Source organism: Vibrio splendidus (genome assembly GCF_003345295.1).
GTDB lineage: Bacteria > Pseudomonadota > Gammaproteobacteria > Enterobacterales > Vibrionaceae > Vibrio > Vibrio splendidus_K.
This window is the reverse complement of record NZ_CP031055.1, coordinates 1,238,954-1,257,053: the sequence shown is the minus strand read 5'-3', so window position 1 is coordinate 1,257,053 and position 18,100 is coordinate 1,238,954. Positions and strand designations below refer to the sequence as shown.

Genomic DNA, 18,100 nt, shown 5'->3' with positions numbered 1-18,100 from the left:
CAGTTATGCTTGGAGCTAATCAACCTAACCCACAGCCTTAAGGCTCTTTTTACCACTCATCGACAAGCTTCCCGTTGCAGCTTCTTCAATATGATCACTCCACCACGCCATTAGAACTTTACGACGTTCAAGGTAATCAGTGCGGTTGTATGCGCTTCTTACCTTATCCCTATCCACATGAGAAAGTGCAGCTTCAATAATGTCTGGATCAAAGTTCTGTTCATTTAGAGTGGTACTGGCTAATGCGCGTAAACCATGAGACGTTTGCCTGCCCTTCATGCCCATTCTTACTAATGCCTTATTTGCTGTCTCTTTGTTGATGTGATTTTTGTTACTTTTGTCAGCAGGGAATAGGTATTCACTATCACCCGTGATGAAATCAATGGTTTCCAATAGATCTAGAGTTTGTTTTGTTAAAGGGACAGTATGCACTCTTCCCTTTTTCATTCGTTCAGCAGGAATGACCCAAAGCATCTTTTCTCTATCAATTTCATCCCAACGTGCCCCGGCCGTTTCAGCAGGTCTTGTCATGGTGTGAAGTTGCCATTCTAGCAAGCAGCGAGTGATAGGTTTAATCGATGCATAGCTTATGGTCTTGAGGAGTTCAGGAAGTTCATCAGGAGTTAACGAAGCTTGATTGGTTACCTTGGCAGTTTCAAAGGCTTTACCAATACCTGCGAGCTTGTTGTGCTCAATCACACCCGTATTTACTGCAAAGGTCATTATCTCATTGAGGTTGCGACACAATCGCCCTACTGTTTCTAATTTACCTTGGTTCGCAATGGGTTTAATTGTCTTGATCGCTTGGGGGGCAGTTATGTCACCAAGAGGTAACTTACCAAGGTCAGGTAAGAGGTACTTCTCAATTCTTTGTTCTAGTTTCTTGGCCGTTTGCTCTTTGACACTTGTTTTCTTAACTTCAAGCCAGTCATCAAATACCGACTGTAACGTATTCGACAATTCTAACTGTTTTTCTCTAAGAGTAGTGTCACGGTGCTCTTTAGGGTCAATACCATCAGCAAGTAGTTCTCTAGCTTCAATAGCTTTGGTTCGAGCTTTAGCAAGCGATACAGATGGGTATTTACCAATACTGAGGTTTGCTCGTTTACGAGTAATTGGACGGTAATAGTTAAGGAGCCACAATTTGGAACCATTGGGCTTTATTCTCAATGCAAGACCATCACCATCGAGCAGGCTATATTCCTTTTCTTTTGGTTTTGCTTGTAAGATCTGAGTCGCTGTTAATGGGGTTGTTTTCCTAGCCATAGTAACATCACCAATCCATATTTCCTGTAGTGTTACTAACAGTGTTACTTTAAACGGTGGATTTTACAACACATCATGGGATCTCTTGGGACCAAAAAATGGCTAAGAGCCTGATAAAACAAGGAATTACAGACACAAAAAAGCCCACACTAGGTGGGCTCTTTCGTATAATGTGGTGCCCGCTACTGGACTCGAACCAGTGACACCTTGCATGTCATGCAAGTACTCTAACCAACTGAGCTAAGCGGGCAATGCTTTGAAACTTAACTAACCGCTTTACTAAGTGGCTAACGCTTCAGAACGAGATGGATAATAACGAGTGAATGGGTAGCGTGCAAGGATAAATTTGCACAAAACGGTTCGTTTGCTTTTAAAAACAACAATCAGAATAAATTTTAAACACAAAGCAGATCAATGGCTTGAAGTAGATCACATTTCGCCTCTAGTTCAATAGCTATATACATCTGCCTGTTTCGTGTCTTACCCCTCTAATAAAGCATTTTAACTCAAGATATTAGTTAGAATCTTCATCCACATCGAATACAACGTTGTAGTTCTCTGTATACGTACAGTTTGGTTGACGGCTACAAGTGAAGAATCGTCGGCCTTTGTAATCGCCTTGGCTGGCCAGTTTGATGATCATCGGGCTGCCGCACTTCTTACAGAATCGAACTTCTTTTGATGGCTCGATTAAATCGATGTGTGCTGCCAGTAACCTCTTCAAACGGCTCACTTGGTAGCTGTGTTTAATAGATGCACCAATCAGTGGCAAGCCTGCCGATTTACACACGTGGATCAGTAGCTTTTCTCGATCGGCCTTTCCCTTGTTGAGCTCTTTGCCGTTATCAAGTTCGATGATCACGCGGGGCTCTAACGTTCGCGGGTCGCAGACGACAAAATCAAAGTAGCTACGTGAGATTTTGTTGTTGGCGATAAACCAATTCTTCTTGTTGTTCGCCTTAGCAGGAACAAGAACGTTCGACATGCTGACCTTGGCAAACACTTCGCCATGGTTACCCACTGCAGATTTAAGTGCGTTATAAAATGTCGCCTGTTGCGCCGACATCAACGACCCTTTTTTCTGATAAGCATGATCTTTGGTGTCGTCATGCTTCACTAGATACTTTTGGATAAAGTAAAAGAACACAACCAGAACAATTACAACGATAAAGATATTAGTCATTTTCCAACACAATCACGTCTGTATAGGGATTAAGAGAGTGGCTAGCGTATGTAGAAAAGCCTCACGTGGCAAGCAAAAGAGCGAGAGTTGCCAACCATAATCACGACCTTTGAATGCTGTAATCAACAAGAGGTCGCTCATACGCTAGACACACTTCTCCTATTTGATAATCAAATCATCAATTACACTCTAGATTGATTTAGATCAATTTACCTGAATTTGTGATCAACTAGTCTGAAAAACGTTAGGCAAATGTTAATAAGGAAATTGATATGGAACTCAAACAAGACCCAAGATGTTATACGGACGTATGTGTAGACGGTAAATGGTTCCACTATGACCACTGCGGAACTCGAGCTTATATGTTAAAAGGCGGTGCTTCCGCGGTGATTGAACTGGCAAGAGAACCGGCTACAGAGGGCGAACTGGTTGAAATGCTGCAAGGTGCCGCTAAATAACTCATTTAGAAAATGTTGATATAAATAAACTCGACATATCGCTAAGTAAACCCCACTTCTCACTCAAATTTTGATATTAGCGATCTCAGAGTGTTCCAGAAGCCATTCTTATCTCACGAAGATCAGAATGGCTTTTTGTTTCCTGATTAGCGATTAACTTTCAGCGATGATGACTTGATTCCTACCCGACTCCTTCGCTTGATATAATGCATCATCCGCGGCTTTGAGGTACTTCTTGTAAGTATCTTGATTGAGTTGCTCATGAGCAATACCAATCGACGCCCCTATCGATGTGGTGAGGTCTAAAGAGCCGGAGTGCGTATCAATTGGCGTTTCAGCAATGCCTAAACGGATAACGTTCAATTGTTGCTCAGGATCGACGGATCCAGATAGCAACAGGACAAATTCTTCACCACCCCAGCGAGCCACTACGTCATTCGGAAGCAAATGTTGTTTAACTCGCCTTGCGACTTCCACCAATACCTCATCACCAACATCATGTCCAAAGGTGTCATTAACGCGCTTAAAGTGGTCAAGATCTAAAATAACTAAACTGATTCCAAACCGTGAAGTATTAAATGTCATTGGCTGAGTTAACAACTGCTCTAGATAGCGTCGGTTGTATAAACCCGTTAGCGCACACGTTGTAGATTGGGTGACCAACGCTTTATTTTTACTTTGAATGCTGCGAAGCCTTATCAACAACAATGCGACACTGATCATCACCATTATTCCCAACGCGACAACAATTCGATTTCGTAACTGCTGCTTATCTAACGTCAGCTCACCAAGCTCTTTTTCTGCGTTAAGCAGTTCATTTTCTTGGGCTAATGATGCCGTGGTGAAATCTTGCTCTAGTAAAAAGATATCGCTCTGACGCTTATCAAACAACAGCGCTTTGTTACCTTTGTAGTAGAGTTTAAAGTAACGAAGTGCGTTTTCGCTGTCGCCTCTCGAATCGTAATATTCAGCAAGTGTTCTTAAACCGAGGACTTTCCAACTGCGAGTACCCACAACGTCGAACATTGCAGACGATCGCTTAAGATCAGCAAAGACAAAATTATCTCGGTTCAAACCGATATTTGCTAAGGCTCTGTTTAAGTAACACTGACCCAGTTGAAGTGTGTATTTGTCCACTCCCGGATATCTGAGACACAAATTTGCGACCTGCCGTGCTAACTCAAAGTTCTTTTCCGCCAACAACACATCACTCTCTGCTTTCAACAAGATGATTTTGTATCGCTCACTCACATTATCGCCATTGAGCTTAGCCGCACTTTGATACGCCTCTCGGCCTTTAACCAAATCACCACTGCGCAGATAAGCAAAAGACTCATTTACATGCAGCACACCGATGGTAGAAGCTTCGAGTAGTCCACTCTTGTAATAGAGTCTTTTAGCTCTTTTAATCAACTTGAGCGCTTTAGGCCAGTCTTCTAAATAGATATAAAGCAGTGCCATATTAGACACTAACTTACTGTTATAGATGTGTTGAGGGTACTTCTTGCCAAGGTCTAAGCCTTTATGGAAAAAATATTGAGCTTCAGGAAAGTCATTGCGAATATTATTGATGACACCAGCCGTGTTATAGGCCTTAATCAACAACTCTTCATAGTGGAGTGATTCCGCGATATCTATCGCTGCTCTGATTTGGATTTCAGATTCCGCTAGCTCGCCCTTACTGATGTATTCGATCGCCAGTTCAACAAGAGATTGGGCCTTTAGCCAACCCATATGTTCGTGTTGTGCGAGTGTTTTAATCTGTCTGACGTATTCTGAAACCGCTTCGGTATCCAGCTTGTGTTGGGCGAGGTTCGACAAAATCATCAATTCGTAGGCACGATAGATGGCTTTATCTTGATGGGGGAACTTAGCTCGCAGAGCCTCTAGTTGTTGGGCAGCTAGATTAGGATCACCACGAGACACATCGAGAATATCAATCAATGTAGCTCCGTATTGAGAGAGTAATAACTCTTTCTCTGGACTATAAACACTCGGATTTTCAGGGCGAATGTGCTTTAAATCATCGTCATAAGTTGGATAGAGCAAATACAGCCCTAGCACAACACTCATTAGCACCACTAAAAGGAATGAACCTAACACATTGTTTCTATTCATTTATCAGTGCCATTATTGATTACATTCCAATTTCATCGACGTTTTTTCAAAGCGGTTAAACATTATACCCGACAGATATACAGATTAAAATCCTGCGCATTGGAGAATCTGAGTTGGCTTTTTCTCATCAATTAGAATAATCAGGCAACTTTCTTGATTTAACTCAGATAATCATCTACCTCATTGGCGTTATAGTAATTTTCCTGTTCCTCCTCCGCGGCTTCTTTAGAACAAGCGGAAGCATAATGAGAATTAACAATGACCCAAATTAATGAACAACGTCTTGTAGAACATTTCTGCAATCTAGTGAAAATTGATAGTGAATCTCGTAATGAAAAAGCGATTGCTGAAGCTTTGGCTGAACAACTTGGTGAACTAGGCTTTGAAGTTCACAAACTGGCTGTCCCTACAGAAGTGTCTAACGGTTTCAACATCTACGCTCGTCTAGATGGCACTCTTCCAGGCAGCACAGTATTCAGTTGCCACATGGACACAGTAACGCCAGGTATCGGCATTGAGCCAATCATCGAAGACGGTATCATCCGTTCAAAAGGTAACACAATTCTAGGTGGCGACGATAAGTCTGGTATCGCAGCTATTATGGAAGCGGTTCGCGTAATCCAAGCTGAAGGCCAAGCACACAAAACCATAGAAATCGCGTTCACCGTATTCGAAGAAGGCGGTCTATTCGGTTCTCTGAATTTCGATATGTCTTACATTCAATCTGAGCACGCTATCGTACTTGATACAGGTGGCCCAATTGGCACCATCGTAAACGCAGCTCCGGGTCAGCAGAAGATTGTTGCGAAGATCAAAGGTCGCCCTGCTCACGCTGGTTTAGCGCCAGAAGAAGGCATCAGCGCAATTCAAGTGGCAGCAGACGCAATCACTAAGATGAACCTACTTCGTATCGATGAAGAAACGACAGCAAACGTCGGTATTGTTGAAGGCGGTCAAGCGACTAACATCGTAATGCCAGAGCTTAAAGTCGTAGCTGAAGCGCGTTCTCTAAACGGCGAAAAGCTAACGGCTCAAGTTGAGCACATGATCTCTACATTCCAAGAGAGTGCGAAGCAGTTCGGCGCTGAAGTAGAAATCGAATCTACTCGTGCTTACGATGCATTCGTGATTGCAGACGATCACCCGCATATTCTTTCTATCAAATCAGCGTTTGAGAAGCTTGGCGTAACGGCGAACACTAAACGCACTGGTGGTGGTAGCGATGCAAACAACTTCAACGCGAAAGGCCTAACAACGGTTAACCTTTCTACTGGTATGGCGAAAGTTCACACCACTGAAGAATACATTGCAGTGAAAGACATGGTTGCAATCACTGAGTTTGTAGTGGCTTACGTAACACAATAATCTTAGTTGGTAACTAGGTGGTGAAAGCCATTTAGCTAATATCAAAAAGCCGAGTTCACATGTGACTCGGCTTTTTTGTGCCTGAATTTAGCCAGAAGTTCTAGCCTAAAAACCCCTACGCTTCCAGAATTGGCCTTCGTCTTTTGCAACAAGGTCGAATGTCTTATCGGCAATGATGTTGCCTTTTAACTCCACGGTCATGCGCCACTTGCCTAGCTTGTTCGAGACTGGCGCCCAGATGGTGTCACCTAAGTAGAAATCCCAGTCGTTGTTACCGACATGCTCTTCACCATCGAACGGTTCGAGCACTTCACCCTTGTCTGTGGTGATATCCGGGTGATAGATGCAGTAGCGGATCTTTTCACCTTTGGCTTTCTTGATATTCAAGATATAGCCAAACTCTACGTCGATTTCAGCACCAACAATGGTGGTGAACTCTTGGATTTTTGGAAGGTCTTTAGATTTGGAATCCCACGTTGTGTAGATCCCGTATGATGTCATGTCGACCACAACAGAGCGCTTTGCCATTTCAATCGTTACCTTGGAGTTGTTCTATTCATCTAATTCTATTTGCCATTCAGCCACGCAAGCAGAGGAAGAACGATGCTATTCTTGCCAATCTTTTGCCATGCGCTTAATCACTGACGGTTCGATGTCGTGAATGCTGCCATATTGCTCTCGGCATACTTCGATGATCAAGTCAGCTTTGTATTTTCTTGCAAGTTGACGGTAAGCCTTCATTTCCCAATGCTTAATAAAGGTATTCGAAACAACAACATCCAACCCTTGCTTCAAGCCATTCTCTGCCGTGTTCTGACACCACTCATGAGCTTGCTGTAGCTGCCTTGGATCAAAATGGTAGTCACCTTGCTCATTCACGTAATACATATCCGCTTCGACATGCAATGCATCGTAGGTTTTTGCTTTTGTTGACTTGCCAGAACCGGGCAACCCTCGAATGAGTATTAACTTCATTTGTCACTTTACAGGCTAATTCGAAAACATGAGTTTATCGTAAATGCTAGCCGCTTGCTCTGATAACTGCCTAGTTCTACATAACAGAACCAAGCACTTATGCCTTACTCGGGTAGTCGTAAAACATTATAAGACTCCCCCGACGTCGGAAGATGGCTTCTGATAGAAAACACAAATAATTTACATCTATCCATTTTGTATATCGACAAGCGTACCAAACTACTATAGATTTAGATGTATAGACGTCTACATATCTAGCTTAGGGAGAAAGCTTTGCCTATTCGCATTCCAGACCAATTGCCAGCATCTGATGTTCTTCGTGAAGAAAACATCTTCGTGATGCCGTTATCAAGAGCATCGACACAGGAAATTCGTCCACTTAGAGTCTTGATCCTCAACCTGATGCCGAAGAAGATTGAAACTGAAACTCAATTCTTACGCCTACTATCGAACAGTCCATTGCAAGTGGATGTAGAGCTGCTACGCATTGATGATCGACCAAGCAAGAACACACCGACTGAACACCTTGATAACTTCTACCGCCAATTTGAAATGGTCAAAGGGAGAAACTTTGATGGATTGATCATTACTGGTGCACCGCTTGGCTTGGTTCAATTTGAAGATGTGATCTACTGGGATCACCTAAAAACCATCATGGAATGGGCAAACAAGCACGTGACATCAACCTTGTATGTGTGCTGGGCGGCTCAGGCTGGTTTGAAACTACTGTATGATTTGCCAAAGCGCACTCGCAAAGAGAAGCTTTCTGGTGTTTATAATCACGAGATTCATCACCCTTACCACCCGCTTCTACGTGGCTTTGACGATACCTTCTTAGCACCGCACTCTCGCTATGCAGATTTCTCTCAGGAATACTTAGCCGAGCATACCGACCTTGATGTTCTTGCGACTTCTGATGTGGCTGGCGTATATCTGGCGGCGACCAAAGATAAGCGAAACGTGTTTGTAACGGGTCACCCTGAATACGATGCGCATACATTACACGGTGAGTACGTTCGTGATTTAGGCGAAGGCATGGAACCCGTGATTCCAATCAACTACTACCCGAACAACAATCCAGATAATAAGCCGGTAGCAAGCTGGCGTAGTCATGGGCATTTGTTATTCTCAAACTGGTTGAACTACTGCGTTTACCAACAAACGCCTTACGATCTGGATCACTTCAGCGAAGACAATTTTACCAAAGACGATTAAGTTCTTTCTTCCGATTCACAAACACATAAAGCCGTGTTCAGTAGGTTGTTGATAAACACCAAATTGGACACGGTTTTTTTATGGTGTTTGAGTCGCATTCCATAATAGATTTACCACTTCAATGGGTTTGATTTCATATGATGGGTTGGTGTTCATAAGGAGCTTCACATGCCCGCCAAGCCGTTATTATCTAAACCTATTTCATTACACCGCCCCCTTTCGTTATCGAGCCTGATACTACTCGCTTCTCTTTCGTTGGTCGGTTGCGTTTCTGTCACTGAAGGACCGCCAAAGATTGAAAGCGACCCTATTGCGATGTCTGAATCTCGTATTGAATTAGGTTTGGGTTATATGGGACAAGGGAATATGGTGAGAGCACGTGAGAACCTAGAACTCGCCATCAAACACGCACCTAGCTACTATCGAGCTCGCCTTTCCATTGCGCACTATTACGAACAAGTTGGGGAAGTTGACGAAGCAAGAGACGCCTATAAGAAAGCGCTGAGGTTAGACGCAAGAAACGGCAATGTATTGAACAACTACGGTACATTCTTGTGTAAACAGGGCGAATACGAGCAAGCCGATAAATACTTTAACCGTGCCATCGACCAACCCTATTATTATCTCGTCTCTGCAAGTTATGAAAATGCGGCATTCTGCGCGTTTAAGGCCGGAGAGGTCGAGCAAGCAAAATACTACTTCTCTCGTGCGATTGACCACGACCCAAATCGAGCTAGATCCGTACTACAGCTTTCTAAAATTGAAGTCAGTGAGGCCGAATACAATGACGCTAGGCTCCGCTTATTCAAATTCCACCAACGTTATGGCTATCAAATTCCATCGCTTCAAATCTTGGTCGAACTCGAAAAGAAAGCGGGTAACCGTGCACTTCAACAGAAATACCAAAGTAAATTAGACGAACTGCTCTCCGTTTAAGGCTAACTAAGCTTAGAGTCGATGCGATAGATATAAAAAACGGGTTTGTTGCGTTAACAACAAGCCCGTTCGTAATTTCAGCTTAATATCTTAACTAAGTACAGTCTGTTATTTAAGCGCAATCCACTCTTGTCTTTGTTCGTCGTCCATAAAGGTCCATGCGATAAAGCGACTCACCTTCTGGCCTTGTGACATCTCAACCACTTTTACTTGTTTAGCTCTCAGCTTGCCAAGCTCTGAACGAACCATATCAACGTTGTCTTTCTTAGAGATCAATGTCGTAAACCACAATACTTGAGTAGCAAAAAGCTGGCTCTCTCTCGCCATCTTCATGATGAAAGCCGCTTCACCACCCGGACACCAAAGTTCAGACTTTTGGCCACCAAAGTTTAAGGTTGGTTTCTCTTGCTTAGTTGATTTGTCTAACTTAACTGGCTTCTTGTTCGTTTCTGGCTTGAACGACTGACCGGCTTTCTTAGCACGGTTTGCCGCTAGGTTATCCAGTTTACGTTGTGATCCCTTTTCCGCCTCTTCTAGAGAGCTATGGAATGGAGGGTTACAAATTGTGACATCGTAACGTTCATTATCCTTAATCACGCCCTTAAAGATAGATTCTGAGTCGGCTTGCAGGCGAGCTCGAATCTTACCTTTTAGATTAGGGTTACTTTCCGCAATGAAGTTCGCTGTTTTGATGGATACTGAATCGACATCAGTACCTGTCCAACGCCACTTATACTCTGTCGCACCAATGATTGGGTAAATACAGTTTGCACCAACACCAATATCTAGTGCTTTCACAGAAGCATGATTATAAGGTTCACCTTGGCCATCGCTATTAAGGATATCTGCCACTCTGTGAATGTAGTCTGCACGGCCAGGAATTGGCGGGCACAAGTAGCCAGCAGGAATATCCCAATGCTTAACGCCATAGTGATGCGCCAGTAAAGCCTTGTTAAGTAGCTTAACGGCTAATGGATCAGAGAAATTAATGGTGTCTTCGCCCACCGGGTTCTTGATCAGGTGTTCTTTTAGCTCAGGCAATGCTGCAACCAATAACTCGAAGTTATAGCGACCTGTATGTTGGTTTCTTGGGTGCAATCCACCTTGGGGCTTTTCAGTCGAGCGTCTTTTCTGGGCTGCGTTTTTGTTAAAAGCAGTTTTATTGAAAGAACCCTTATTCGATGATCCTTTATTCGCACCCGGTTTACCTTTGCTATCTTTTGCAAAAGGTCGCTTTGCTTTGTTGTTGTCAGCACCTTTGGGAGCACTGTTTTTGCGGTCTGATGTGTTCTTTGTAGAAATACGCTTGTCGCTGCTTGGCTTGCCGGCATTTGGCTTAATATCCCCGTGCTTACGGTTACCTTGATCAGCTTGGTTGTCTTTTGTTTTTGTTGATGAGGTACTGTTTTTCGACAGGCTTAGCGTAGTTCTATTTTGTGATTGGCTCATTGGGCTACTTCTTTAAGTCTAAATACATCATGAATAAACGGGCATCTAACTCAAGTTGATGATATTCCGGCTCCATGTGACAGCATAGTTGGTAAAAGGCTTTGTCGTGTTCTTTCTCTTTGATGTGCGCCAGTTCATGCACCACCAGCATTCTCAGCAAAGGTTCTGGTGCATTTTTAAAAACACTGGCGATACGAATCTCGTTCTTCGATTTGATCTTTCCACCGTGATTCTTCGCGACGTAAGAGTGCAGACCTAATGCATTATTAATTAGGTGTATCTTGCCGTCGTAAATCACTTTACTGATCGGTGGCGTTTTTTTCATGTAGCGATTTTTAATCTCAATCGCATAGTCAAACAGGGCTTTCTCGCTTTTGATTTCATGATTCTTTGGGTAGCGAGCTTCAAACCACGGCACCAATTTACCTGATTCAACAAGTTGAGTTACCGGGTCGAGAATGTGCTTCGGGTAGCCTTGAATATAGCGTAAAGAAGGATGCATGCTGAAAGACCGTACAAGTTACACCACGACAATATGTTGTGGTCTTGAAAATTGAGCCACATAGTGTAACTGATCACACTTTTCTATTCACCTAGGATTCGTTACACTTTAGCGAGATTCACCAAGAGCTACACTCAAAAAGAGATTGTAAAAATGAAACGTGTTGTATTGTACGTCGCAGACAAATGCCCGCACTGTAAAGATGCACAACGCTATTTGGATTCGAAGAAAATTGAATATCGCCTAACGAATGCAAAAATGCAGCGTGGCCGTAAAGAATTACAGGCGATGGGTGCTCGCTCTATCCCTGTGCTGAAAATCGGTGACCAAGTGATGGTCGGCTGGAATCAGAAAAACTTCGATAAGATGTATAACTCAAAGAACACCTAACGTGTTCTGAGCCAGTCATACTTCTATACAGCAAAGCCCGAATATCCAATCGAGGATACTCGGGCTTTGTTTATTTAAATCTTACTCAATCACACATATCGCTTAACGAAATCAATAAAGGTTCTGTCGGCTTTCGACAAATACCCTTCCTTTCTCCAGGCCAACGATAGATTCAGTTTTACAGGGTCTTTAAATGGCACGCCTATCACGTCTTTTTCATATTCTGTCACTAAGCTCAACAGCGCGGTGATCGCAAACTCTTGTTTAACGATAGAAAGAATCATCGGGAGCAAGTTGGTTTCAAACGCAATGGTCATATCGAGGTCGTATTTTTTACAAGTCGCATCGATAAAATCACGGTGAAAATAGCCCGATTTGAACATGATCAGCTCTTGAGCAAAGAATTCTTCAAAGGTCATCGAAGGCTGTTGTGCTAGCGGATGCTCCTTACCGACAACGGCGACCATCTCAGAACTTAACAGATGATCCGTTTCCAAATCATCAGGGACGTTCTCATGATTAATTACACCAATATCGAGTTCGCCGTTTAACAGCATTTCACGAATCGATGCGGTGCCAGCATCAATCAAGGTCAACTTTAGATTTGGGTATTGGCTTTTAAATGCCATCACGACTTGGGGGAAAAAGTAACTTCCCATCATACTTGGAGCGCCTAATCGAACCTCGCCTTTTTCTAGCCCCTTCAGTTCATTCATCGCGAGCTGAGCATCATCAAACTGCTGGGCGATTCGCTTTGCATGCTCAAACAGTACTTTGCCCTCCTCCGTTAAAGTGACGGATTTATCTCCACGACGGAATAAAATCAACTCAAGTGTCTGTTCTAGCTTTTTAATGGAAATACTCAATGCAGGCTGTGCGATGTGCAGCGCTTTGGCGGCCTGAGTGAAGTTACCAAACTGCGCAACAGCCAGAAAATGTCGAAGAGGTTTTGATTCAAGCATGGCGATATATTTTATATATGGAGGCGATATCTTTAATATATTTCTTTAATCGAACCTGTACTGATAACTTGTTCACAAATAGCTTACTAACTCGCGCAGGCACAACGTCAATGTTTGATAAAGGCAGTCCTCAATACAAACGCATCACCCAATCATTGGCGATTGGCTCGTTTATCATTTTCTGTAACCTTTACCTCTTTCAGCCTATCTTGCCGCACATGGCGGAGCACTTCCAAGTATCTGAAACTCAAATCAACTGGCTGTTTGCCGCGACAACACTTGGCCTTTCGATTAGCTTGGTGCCTTGGGCAATCGCTTCTGAAACCTTTGGCCGAAAACCCATCATTCTGTTCAGTCTGTTCGCTATTCCTTTGATTGGATTGAGCATGGTGTTCACAACCACTCTACTACAACTTGTTATTGCCAGAGCATTCATGGGAATCGCAGTCGCTGCTTTTGCGGGCGTGGCGGTTGCCTATATGGTCGAAGAGTTATCACCCAAAGCATTCGCAGTCGCGATCGGCGGTTATATTGCAGCCAATTCATTGGGTGGAATTTTCGGACGTGTCCTTGGAGGTTTAATCACGGATTACTTTGACTGGCACGCTACGATATTGTTTTTCGTGGTCGGCTCCTTAATCGGCGCTCTCTATATTGCGTATAGCCTGCCTGACCAACAAAACTTCAAACCTCAAAAAGGGTTGTTCTTTCATCATAACCGCTCGGTTGTGATGCACTTAAGAAACCGTACCTTGTGGCTCGCGATGTTGATTGGTGGCGCTAACTTCGCCCTATTCGTTAACCTGTATTCGGTAATGGGCTTTAGGTTGGTATCCGAACCTCACTCAGTGCCTGTTGGCTTAGCTTCACTGATATTCCTATGTTACTTAGCCGGTACGGTAAGCTCTAAGCTCTCCAACAAATGGACACTTCGTTTTGACCCGTTAAGCGGAATATTGATGGGCGTGTGTATTAGCTTAATCGGAATGCTAATTTCTGCCGTCGACAAAGTCCCGTTCATGTTAGCAGGCTTGTTATTGATTAGTGGCGGCGCTTTCTTCGCCCATACCCTTGCCTACTCTTGGGTAAGTCAAAAAGCACCAAGCGCTAAGGCGACGGCAACTGCACTTTACTTAGTTCACTACTACATTGGCGGGAGCTTAGGTGGTTTCTTACTCTTGTATTGCTGGCAACTGTTCGGTTGGAATGGCGTGATTGCGGGTGGTTCAATCTTCTATGTTGCGATATTTGCTTGGGTCTACCAATTAAAACAACTTCAAGTATCGGCCTCTAAACTCGCACAAGCATAAGTGCGACAGAGGTTGTAACTCAATTATTGCTTTTGATTGACGTCCGTTCTGATATCCTACGCAAAATTTCATTTCGGAACCTGTTATGTCGAACACTCAAAGCACAGATCTTCAAACCATCCACGACCAAGTAAAACAGTGGTTAGACGATGTCGTTATTGGCCTAAACCTGTGTCCATTCGCAGCCAAGCCACAACGTAATAAACAGATTAAGATCTTTGTGAGTGAAGCAAATACGGAAGAAGCGTTGTTGCAAGACATCATGACGCATTTCGTAGAGTTAGATAACACGCCAGTCGCAGAATTAGAGACGACGTTGGTGGTTGTACCTAACATGCTGCAAGATTTCTTCGACTACAACATGTTCATTGATTGGATTGAAGCGTTGATCAAGCAAGAAGATTGGGAAGGCGTTTACCAAGTGGCAACCTTCCACCCAGACTATTGCTTTGGTGGTGCGGATCCAGAAGACGATGAAAATCTGACTAACCGCTCTCCGTATCCGGTTTACCATTTGATTCGTGAAGCGAGTATGGAAAAAGTGTTGAAGCACTACCCTAACCCTGAAGCGATTCCTGATACCAACATCACGAGAGTTGAATCCTTAACGCCGGAAGAACGTCGTCAACTGTTCCCTTACCTGTTCAGTTAATCGTCCAGTTAATCGCTAACAAGATGGCTCATATTCCTGAGCGTTCTTGATGATATGGACGAGAAATGAACTGATCTCGTCCATTTTGTTTCGCAATGTACAGGCATTCATCGGCAACTTTGATGAGCTTATCTAACGCCGACATCCTTTCCCCTTTGGTATCCCCTGTACTCAACTCAAAATGACACGCGCCGATTGATATAGTGACAGGCTTTCTATCCAGTGTAATTTTCTTCATCTCTTTTAAAAGAGTCATGAACTTATCTTCAACACAACTTGGTGTTTTATTGGGGTACCAAAGAATGAACTCCTCGCCACCAAAGCGCGCCACAAATTCACCCTCTTGAGTGTTATTGCTCAGCACGTTCGCCACTTTCTTTAATACAACATCACCCATTTGATGACCATAAGCGTCATTAACCTGTTTAAAGAAATCGATGTCGACAACCGCTAAGGTTCCCTTTCCTAAAGATCCTTTTAACTGCTCCACTTCTGCGTTCAACGTTTTGAACAAGCAACGTCTATTCGGCAAGTGTGTCAAAGGATCGTACATAGCTTGGTACTCTAACTTCTCATTCAGCTCTTTGAGTTTTCGCTCTTGCTGTCTTCTAACCAGTTCCACTTCGATCCATGAGGCCATTAACCTCATAACGTCGATATCGAACTCCTTGAATTCACGATGATAAGGAGCCGGGCTTGAAAAATTTAAGGTGCCATAAAGCTCGTCATTAACGAAAATCGGGATACCAATATAAGACTCTAACCCAAAAGACTGATAAGCAGGATGAGTTGCATATTTATCGTGTTTACCGCAATGTTCAATGCAGATAGGGCCGATTGATTTACACGTAATTTCGCAATAGGTCGAACGATAATCGAAAATATCGCCGGTGTGCAGTTCCACGCCATCAGGGGTAATGCAATGTTCCACTCGATAGCGGTTGCCTTCTACTTTCGACAGGATACCAATATCTAAATCAAAGCGTTCGAGTCCCATAATAAGCAGTTGAGCGATCTGACTATCGAAACCTTTTCGATAGTCATTGGTAATTTGATACAAGCGGCGTATAACAATTTCGCTTTCACTGGCTTGGTGCATAACTGGGATCTCACAACTGTCGAATTTAATGACAACATCACTATTTGGTATATGAAGAAGAGTAAAGTGTAAAAAAACCTAATAATCAATTGGTTTGTATGCAAAATACCTCATTGGTCCAATGAATAAAAGTCGACTTCTTCGACTTTGCGTTAGCACCCTATTCCTAGCTTTGATAAAATGATCCATTAACGAAACAGAATGGATAGGAAAATGAACCTTTCTCAACTAAGCCAAGAAATCTACGATCACCTTTACCGCGACATTGAAGAGTTCCGCAGTACTTTTGATCTGCCTGTTGCTGCTCCTGAAACAATGGACGAAAAAGGCGATACGCTACATACCTCTCTAGCGATCGAAGAACTAACAGAACTTGCAGAAGCTGACTCAAAAATCGAACAAGCGGACGCTATTGTAGACAGCGTTTATGTTTTGATGGGGCGTCTGGTTCACCTTGGCCAAGCTAAGGTTGAAGACAACCTAGCAATCAGCTACCTGATCGACCTGCTATTGAATGTTTCTAAAAACCGCTCAATTGACTTCTTACCTTGCTGGGACGAAGTACACTCAAGTAACATGAGCAAAGTATGTCGCAACGAAAAAGAATACGCTGAAACAGAAGCTTTCTATGCTGAGCAGAACATCAAGCTGATGGCGGTTCAAAAAGGCGAATACATCATCGCTAAGTGTGCGGAAGATTTCGTATCGGAAGGTAAAACGGTTCGCCAAGGTAAAGTACTAAAATCAGTACACTACCGTCCTGCGAACCTTGAGCCACTAACGGCTTAATTAAGGTTAATACTGAAGCGGTTAAAAGCTTCAGCTAATTTGAATAGCCAACGCCACGTTTAAATAACGTGGCGTTTTATTATCTGTCCGTAAATTCTAACTGTGTAGCCAAGTGCTATACCAGTCGAGCCATGTGGTAAGCCGCCACATATTCGCCATTTCTGAAAGCAAACCCTGCGGACTCTCCTTCAATAACAAAACCAAACTTCTTATACAGACTGATCGCTCTTTCATTATCGGTGTACACCGTTAACTCCATTCGCTTGATGTTAATCCAGTTATCACACAAGTCGATCGCGGTCGCGAGCAGCTGACTACCCACACCTTTGCCTAACACATCGTCTTTAACACCCATACCAAATGAAGCCACATGTCGTCTTCTTGGGTTCACACACACTTCCATTCCCAAGTTGCCAACAATCTCATCGTCGATCATCGCGACATACGAGTACACGTTGTCAGGCATATTAGAGATTCGTTTTTGCCAGCTTTCCAGAGATGGATTTGGGAGTTGCAGCGTACCGGTATAAGCATTAGTGCATTCGTAAACTTCTTTGATTCCCTTTGCATCTGACGGTTCAGACCGTCTCACTATAATACTCATCGCAACTCCTACTATTTTCATCGCTAAATATGAAACACATCCTTAATGTGCACCTAGACACACTATCAAATAGTAAATATTTAACAATAGGTTAGATGAAATTGTTTTTATTGGGACTGATGTGGGGAATGTATGTGGATGATCTGAAGAAGTACATTTGAGGAATCAAGGTTAGTTAAACTGGAGGTAATTCGATATGGGCACCTCGGGTGTGCCCATGCCGCCAAATCTATGGAGTTAGTTAGCTTTGGTTCGTCATGATCTAACTAGTTCTGCTCTGGTTAATCATGAACTAGTTCATCTTGATCTAGTTAATCACGCTCACATTGAACTTGCATGACTTTTAGGTCTGTTGCATTTAGCTTCTCAGCTAGCGCTGCGCCTTCTTCATTACATTGCTCAAGAGTCGTAAATTGGGTGTTAACTTCCATTTCTGCTGTGCTATCAGCTCCACCCATCATTAGGCTTAGAATCAGTGTTAGTTCGTACATAAAATAATCCTCTTTCGAGCTTTCAAAGCATCCATTCGAATAAGATAAAGTGACTAGAATCCGCCCTAATTCACTTGTTTCGTTTGAGATAATTCTAGTCATTCACTCGATTCGAGTCTTACCATTTTGTGCCACTAACTAATAAAGCAGCATAGCCATGATTTAAAGGTATAAAAAAGACCAGAGCATCATGCTTCTGGTCTTTTTATGAATTAAAGTGTCAATCATAACTCCGTTTCTGAGTCACTTTTTTCTAAGCTGATGACATTCAAAACCGCAAAAGCAGAGGCTAGAAATAAGCCCAATATCCAAACAAAATACCACATGAAAAACTCC

20 protein-coding genes and 1 tRNA gene are annotated in these 18,100 nt (G+C 43.1%); 8 read left to right on the top strand and 13 right to left on the bottom strand.

What is annotated here, in order from left to right:
- Positions 1-24: 24 nt before the first annotated feature.
- From DUN60_RS05620 to DUN60_RS05610, 3 genes are all read right to left on the bottom strand, one after another.
- Entirely contained in the window at positions 25-1,266 is a 1,242-nt protein-coding gene (locus DUN60_RS05620; RefSeq protein ID WP_114633422.1) for an integrase domain-containing protein, read from the bottom strand.
- A 173-nt stretch (positions 1,267-1,439) separates the two neighbouring features.
- Positions 1,440-1,516, bottom strand: a tRNA-Val gene (locus DUN60_RS05615).
- 264 nt (positions 1,517-1,780) lie between these two features.
- The gene (locus tag DUN60_RS05610) at positions 1,781-2,449 is read right to left on the bottom strand and encodes a DUF2726 domain-containing protein (protein ID WP_004734944.1); all 669 of its coding nucleotides are present in this window, start codon (positions 2,447-2,449) and stop codon (positions 1,781-1,783) included.
- Positions 2,450-2,721: 272 nt separating this feature from the next.
- Here DUN60_RS05610 and DUN60_RS05605 point away from each other — a divergent pair, with 272 nt between their 5' ends.
- On the top strand, positions 2,722-2,907 hold the full coding sequence (locus DUN60_RS05605; protein ID WP_004734943.1) for a hypothetical protein: 186 nt from the start codon (positions 2,722-2,724) through the stop codon (positions 2,905-2,907).
- A gap of 153 nt (positions 2,908-3,060) precedes the next feature.
- On the opposite strand, the gene DUN60_RS05600 is transcribed toward DUN60_RS05605, so the two are convergent.
- Complete coding sequence (locus DUN60_RS05600) at positions 3,061-5,025, bottom strand: tetratricopeptide repeat-containing diguanylate cyclase (RefSeq protein WP_114633421.1); 1,965 nt, start codon at positions 5,023-5,025, stop codon at positions 3,061-3,063.
- 258 nt (positions 5,026-5,283) lie between these two features.
- Here DUN60_RS05600 and DUN60_RS05595 point away from each other — a divergent pair, with 258 nt between their 5' ends.
- Entirely contained in the window at positions 5,284-6,390 is a 1,107-nt protein-coding gene (locus DUN60_RS05595) for a M20/M25/M40 family metallo-hydrolase (protein ID WP_114633420.1), read from the top strand.
- Between the two features lie 105 nt (positions 6,391-6,495).
- On the opposite strand, the gene DUN60_RS05590 is transcribed toward DUN60_RS05595, so the two are convergent.
- Positions 6,496-6,918: a DUF3859 domain-containing protein gene (locus DUN60_RS05590; RefSeq protein WP_114633419.1), complete on the bottom strand. Its 423-nt coding sequence runs from the start codon at positions 6,916-6,918 to the stop codon at positions 6,496-6,498.
- 78 nt (positions 6,919-6,996) lie between these two features.
- Positions 6,997-7,365 (bottom strand): ATP-binding protein, encoded by a 369-nt coding sequence (locus tag DUN60_RS05585; protein ID WP_009846914.1) that lies wholly within the window; start codon positions 7,363-7,365, stop codon positions 6,997-6,999.
- Between the two features lie 273 nt (positions 7,366-7,638).
- On the opposite strand from DUN60_RS05585, the gene metA reads away from it, so the two are divergent.
- Both metA and pilW read left to right on the top strand, forming a co-directional pair.
- Positions 7,639-8,580: a homoserine O-acetyltransferase MetA gene (metA, locus tag DUN60_RS05580; RefSeq protein WP_004734938.1), complete on the top strand. Its 942-nt coding sequence runs from the start codon at positions 7,639-7,641 to the stop codon at positions 8,578-8,580.
- A gap of 168 nt (positions 8,581-8,748) precedes the next feature.
- On the top strand, positions 8,749-9,516 hold the full coding sequence (pilW, locus tag DUN60_RS05575; RefSeq protein ID WP_114633418.1) for a type IV pilus biogenesis/stability protein PilW: 768 nt from the start codon (positions 8,749-8,751) through the stop codon (positions 9,514-9,516).
- A gap of 108 nt (positions 9,517-9,624) precedes the next feature.
- Here pilW and rlmF read toward each other — a convergent pair whose 3' ends face one another.
- Positions 9,625-10,965, bottom strand: a complete 1,341-nt coding sequence (gene rlmF / locus DUN60_RS05570; RefSeq protein ID WP_114633417.1) for a 23S rRNA (adenine(1618)-N(6))-methyltransferase RlmF — start codon at positions 10,963-10,965, stop codon at positions 9,625-9,627.
- A 4-nt stretch (positions 10,966-10,969) separates the two neighbouring features.
- Positions 10,970-11,467 (bottom strand): YgjP-like metallopeptidase domain-containing protein, encoded by a 498-nt coding sequence (locus DUN60_RS05565; RefSeq protein WP_004734935.1) that lies wholly within the window; start codon positions 11,465-11,467, stop codon positions 10,970-10,972.
- 153 nt (positions 11,468-11,620) lie between these two features.
- On the opposite strand from DUN60_RS05565, the gene DUN60_RS05560 reads away from it, so the two are divergent.
- Positions 11,621-11,857 (top strand): glutaredoxin family protein, encoded by a 237-nt coding sequence (locus tag DUN60_RS05560; protein WP_004734934.1) that lies wholly within the window; start codon positions 11,621-11,623, stop codon positions 11,855-11,857.
- Positions 11,858-11,946: 89 nt separating this feature from the next.
- On the opposite strand, the gene DUN60_RS05555 is transcribed toward DUN60_RS05560, so the two are convergent.
- The gene (locus DUN60_RS05555) at positions 11,947-12,819 is read right to left on the bottom strand and encodes a LysR family transcriptional regulator (protein ID WP_017066171.1); all 873 of its coding nucleotides are present in this window, start codon (positions 12,817-12,819) and stop codon (positions 11,947-11,949) included.
- A gap of 110 nt (positions 12,820-12,929) precedes the next feature.
- Between DUN60_RS05555 and DUN60_RS05550 the strand changes: the two genes are divergently transcribed.
- Positions 12,930-14,129 carry an MFS transporter gene (locus tag DUN60_RS05550; protein ID WP_114633416.1) on the top strand — a complete coding sequence of 400 codons (1,200 nt, stop codon included), beginning with the start codon at positions 12,930-12,932 and terminating at the stop codon, positions 14,127-14,129.
- An 85-nt stretch (positions 14,130-14,214) separates the two neighbouring features.
- A complete protein-coding gene (locus DUN60_RS05545) occupies positions 14,215-14,781 on the top strand; it encodes a DUF1415 domain-containing protein (protein WP_114633415.1) in 567 nt (188 codons plus the stop codon).
- A 28-nt stretch (positions 14,782-14,809) separates the two neighbouring features.
- Here DUN60_RS05545 and DUN60_RS05540 read toward each other — a convergent pair whose 3' ends face one another.
- On the bottom strand, positions 14,810-15,880 hold the full coding sequence (locus DUN60_RS05540) for a sensor domain-containing diguanylate cyclase (RefSeq protein WP_114633414.1): 1,071 nt from the start codon (positions 15,878-15,880) through the stop codon (positions 14,810-14,812).
- A 213-nt stretch (positions 15,881-16,093) separates the two neighbouring features.
- On the opposite strand from DUN60_RS05540, the gene DUN60_RS05535 reads away from it, so the two are divergent.
- Positions 16,094-16,669 (top strand): nucleoside triphosphate pyrophosphohydrolase family protein, encoded by a 576-nt coding sequence (locus tag DUN60_RS05535; protein WP_065605306.1) that lies wholly within the window; start codon positions 16,094-16,096, stop codon positions 16,667-16,669.
- A gap of 115 nt (positions 16,670-16,784) precedes the next feature.
- On the opposite strand, the gene DUN60_RS05530 is transcribed toward DUN60_RS05535, so the two are convergent.
- The 3 genes from DUN60_RS05530 to cydX form a co-directional block, all read right to left on the bottom strand.
- A complete protein-coding gene (locus DUN60_RS05530) occupies positions 16,785-17,273 on the bottom strand; it encodes a GNAT family N-acetyltransferase (protein ID WP_017068284.1) in 489 nt (162 codons plus the stop codon).
- 311 nt (positions 17,274-17,584) lie between these two features.
- Positions 17,585-17,764: a hypothetical protein gene (locus DUN60_RS05525; RefSeq protein ID WP_017095358.1), complete on the bottom strand. Its 180-nt coding sequence runs from the start codon at positions 17,762-17,764 to the stop codon at positions 17,585-17,587.
- A gap of 224 nt (positions 17,765-17,988) precedes the next feature.
- On the bottom strand, positions 17,989-18,090 hold the full coding sequence (cydX, locus tag DUN60_RS05520) for a cytochrome bd-I oxidase subunit CydX (RefSeq protein ID WP_017109819.1): 102 nt from the start codon (positions 18,088-18,090) through the stop codon (positions 17,989-17,991).
- Positions 18,091-18,100: the final 10 nt, after the last annotated feature.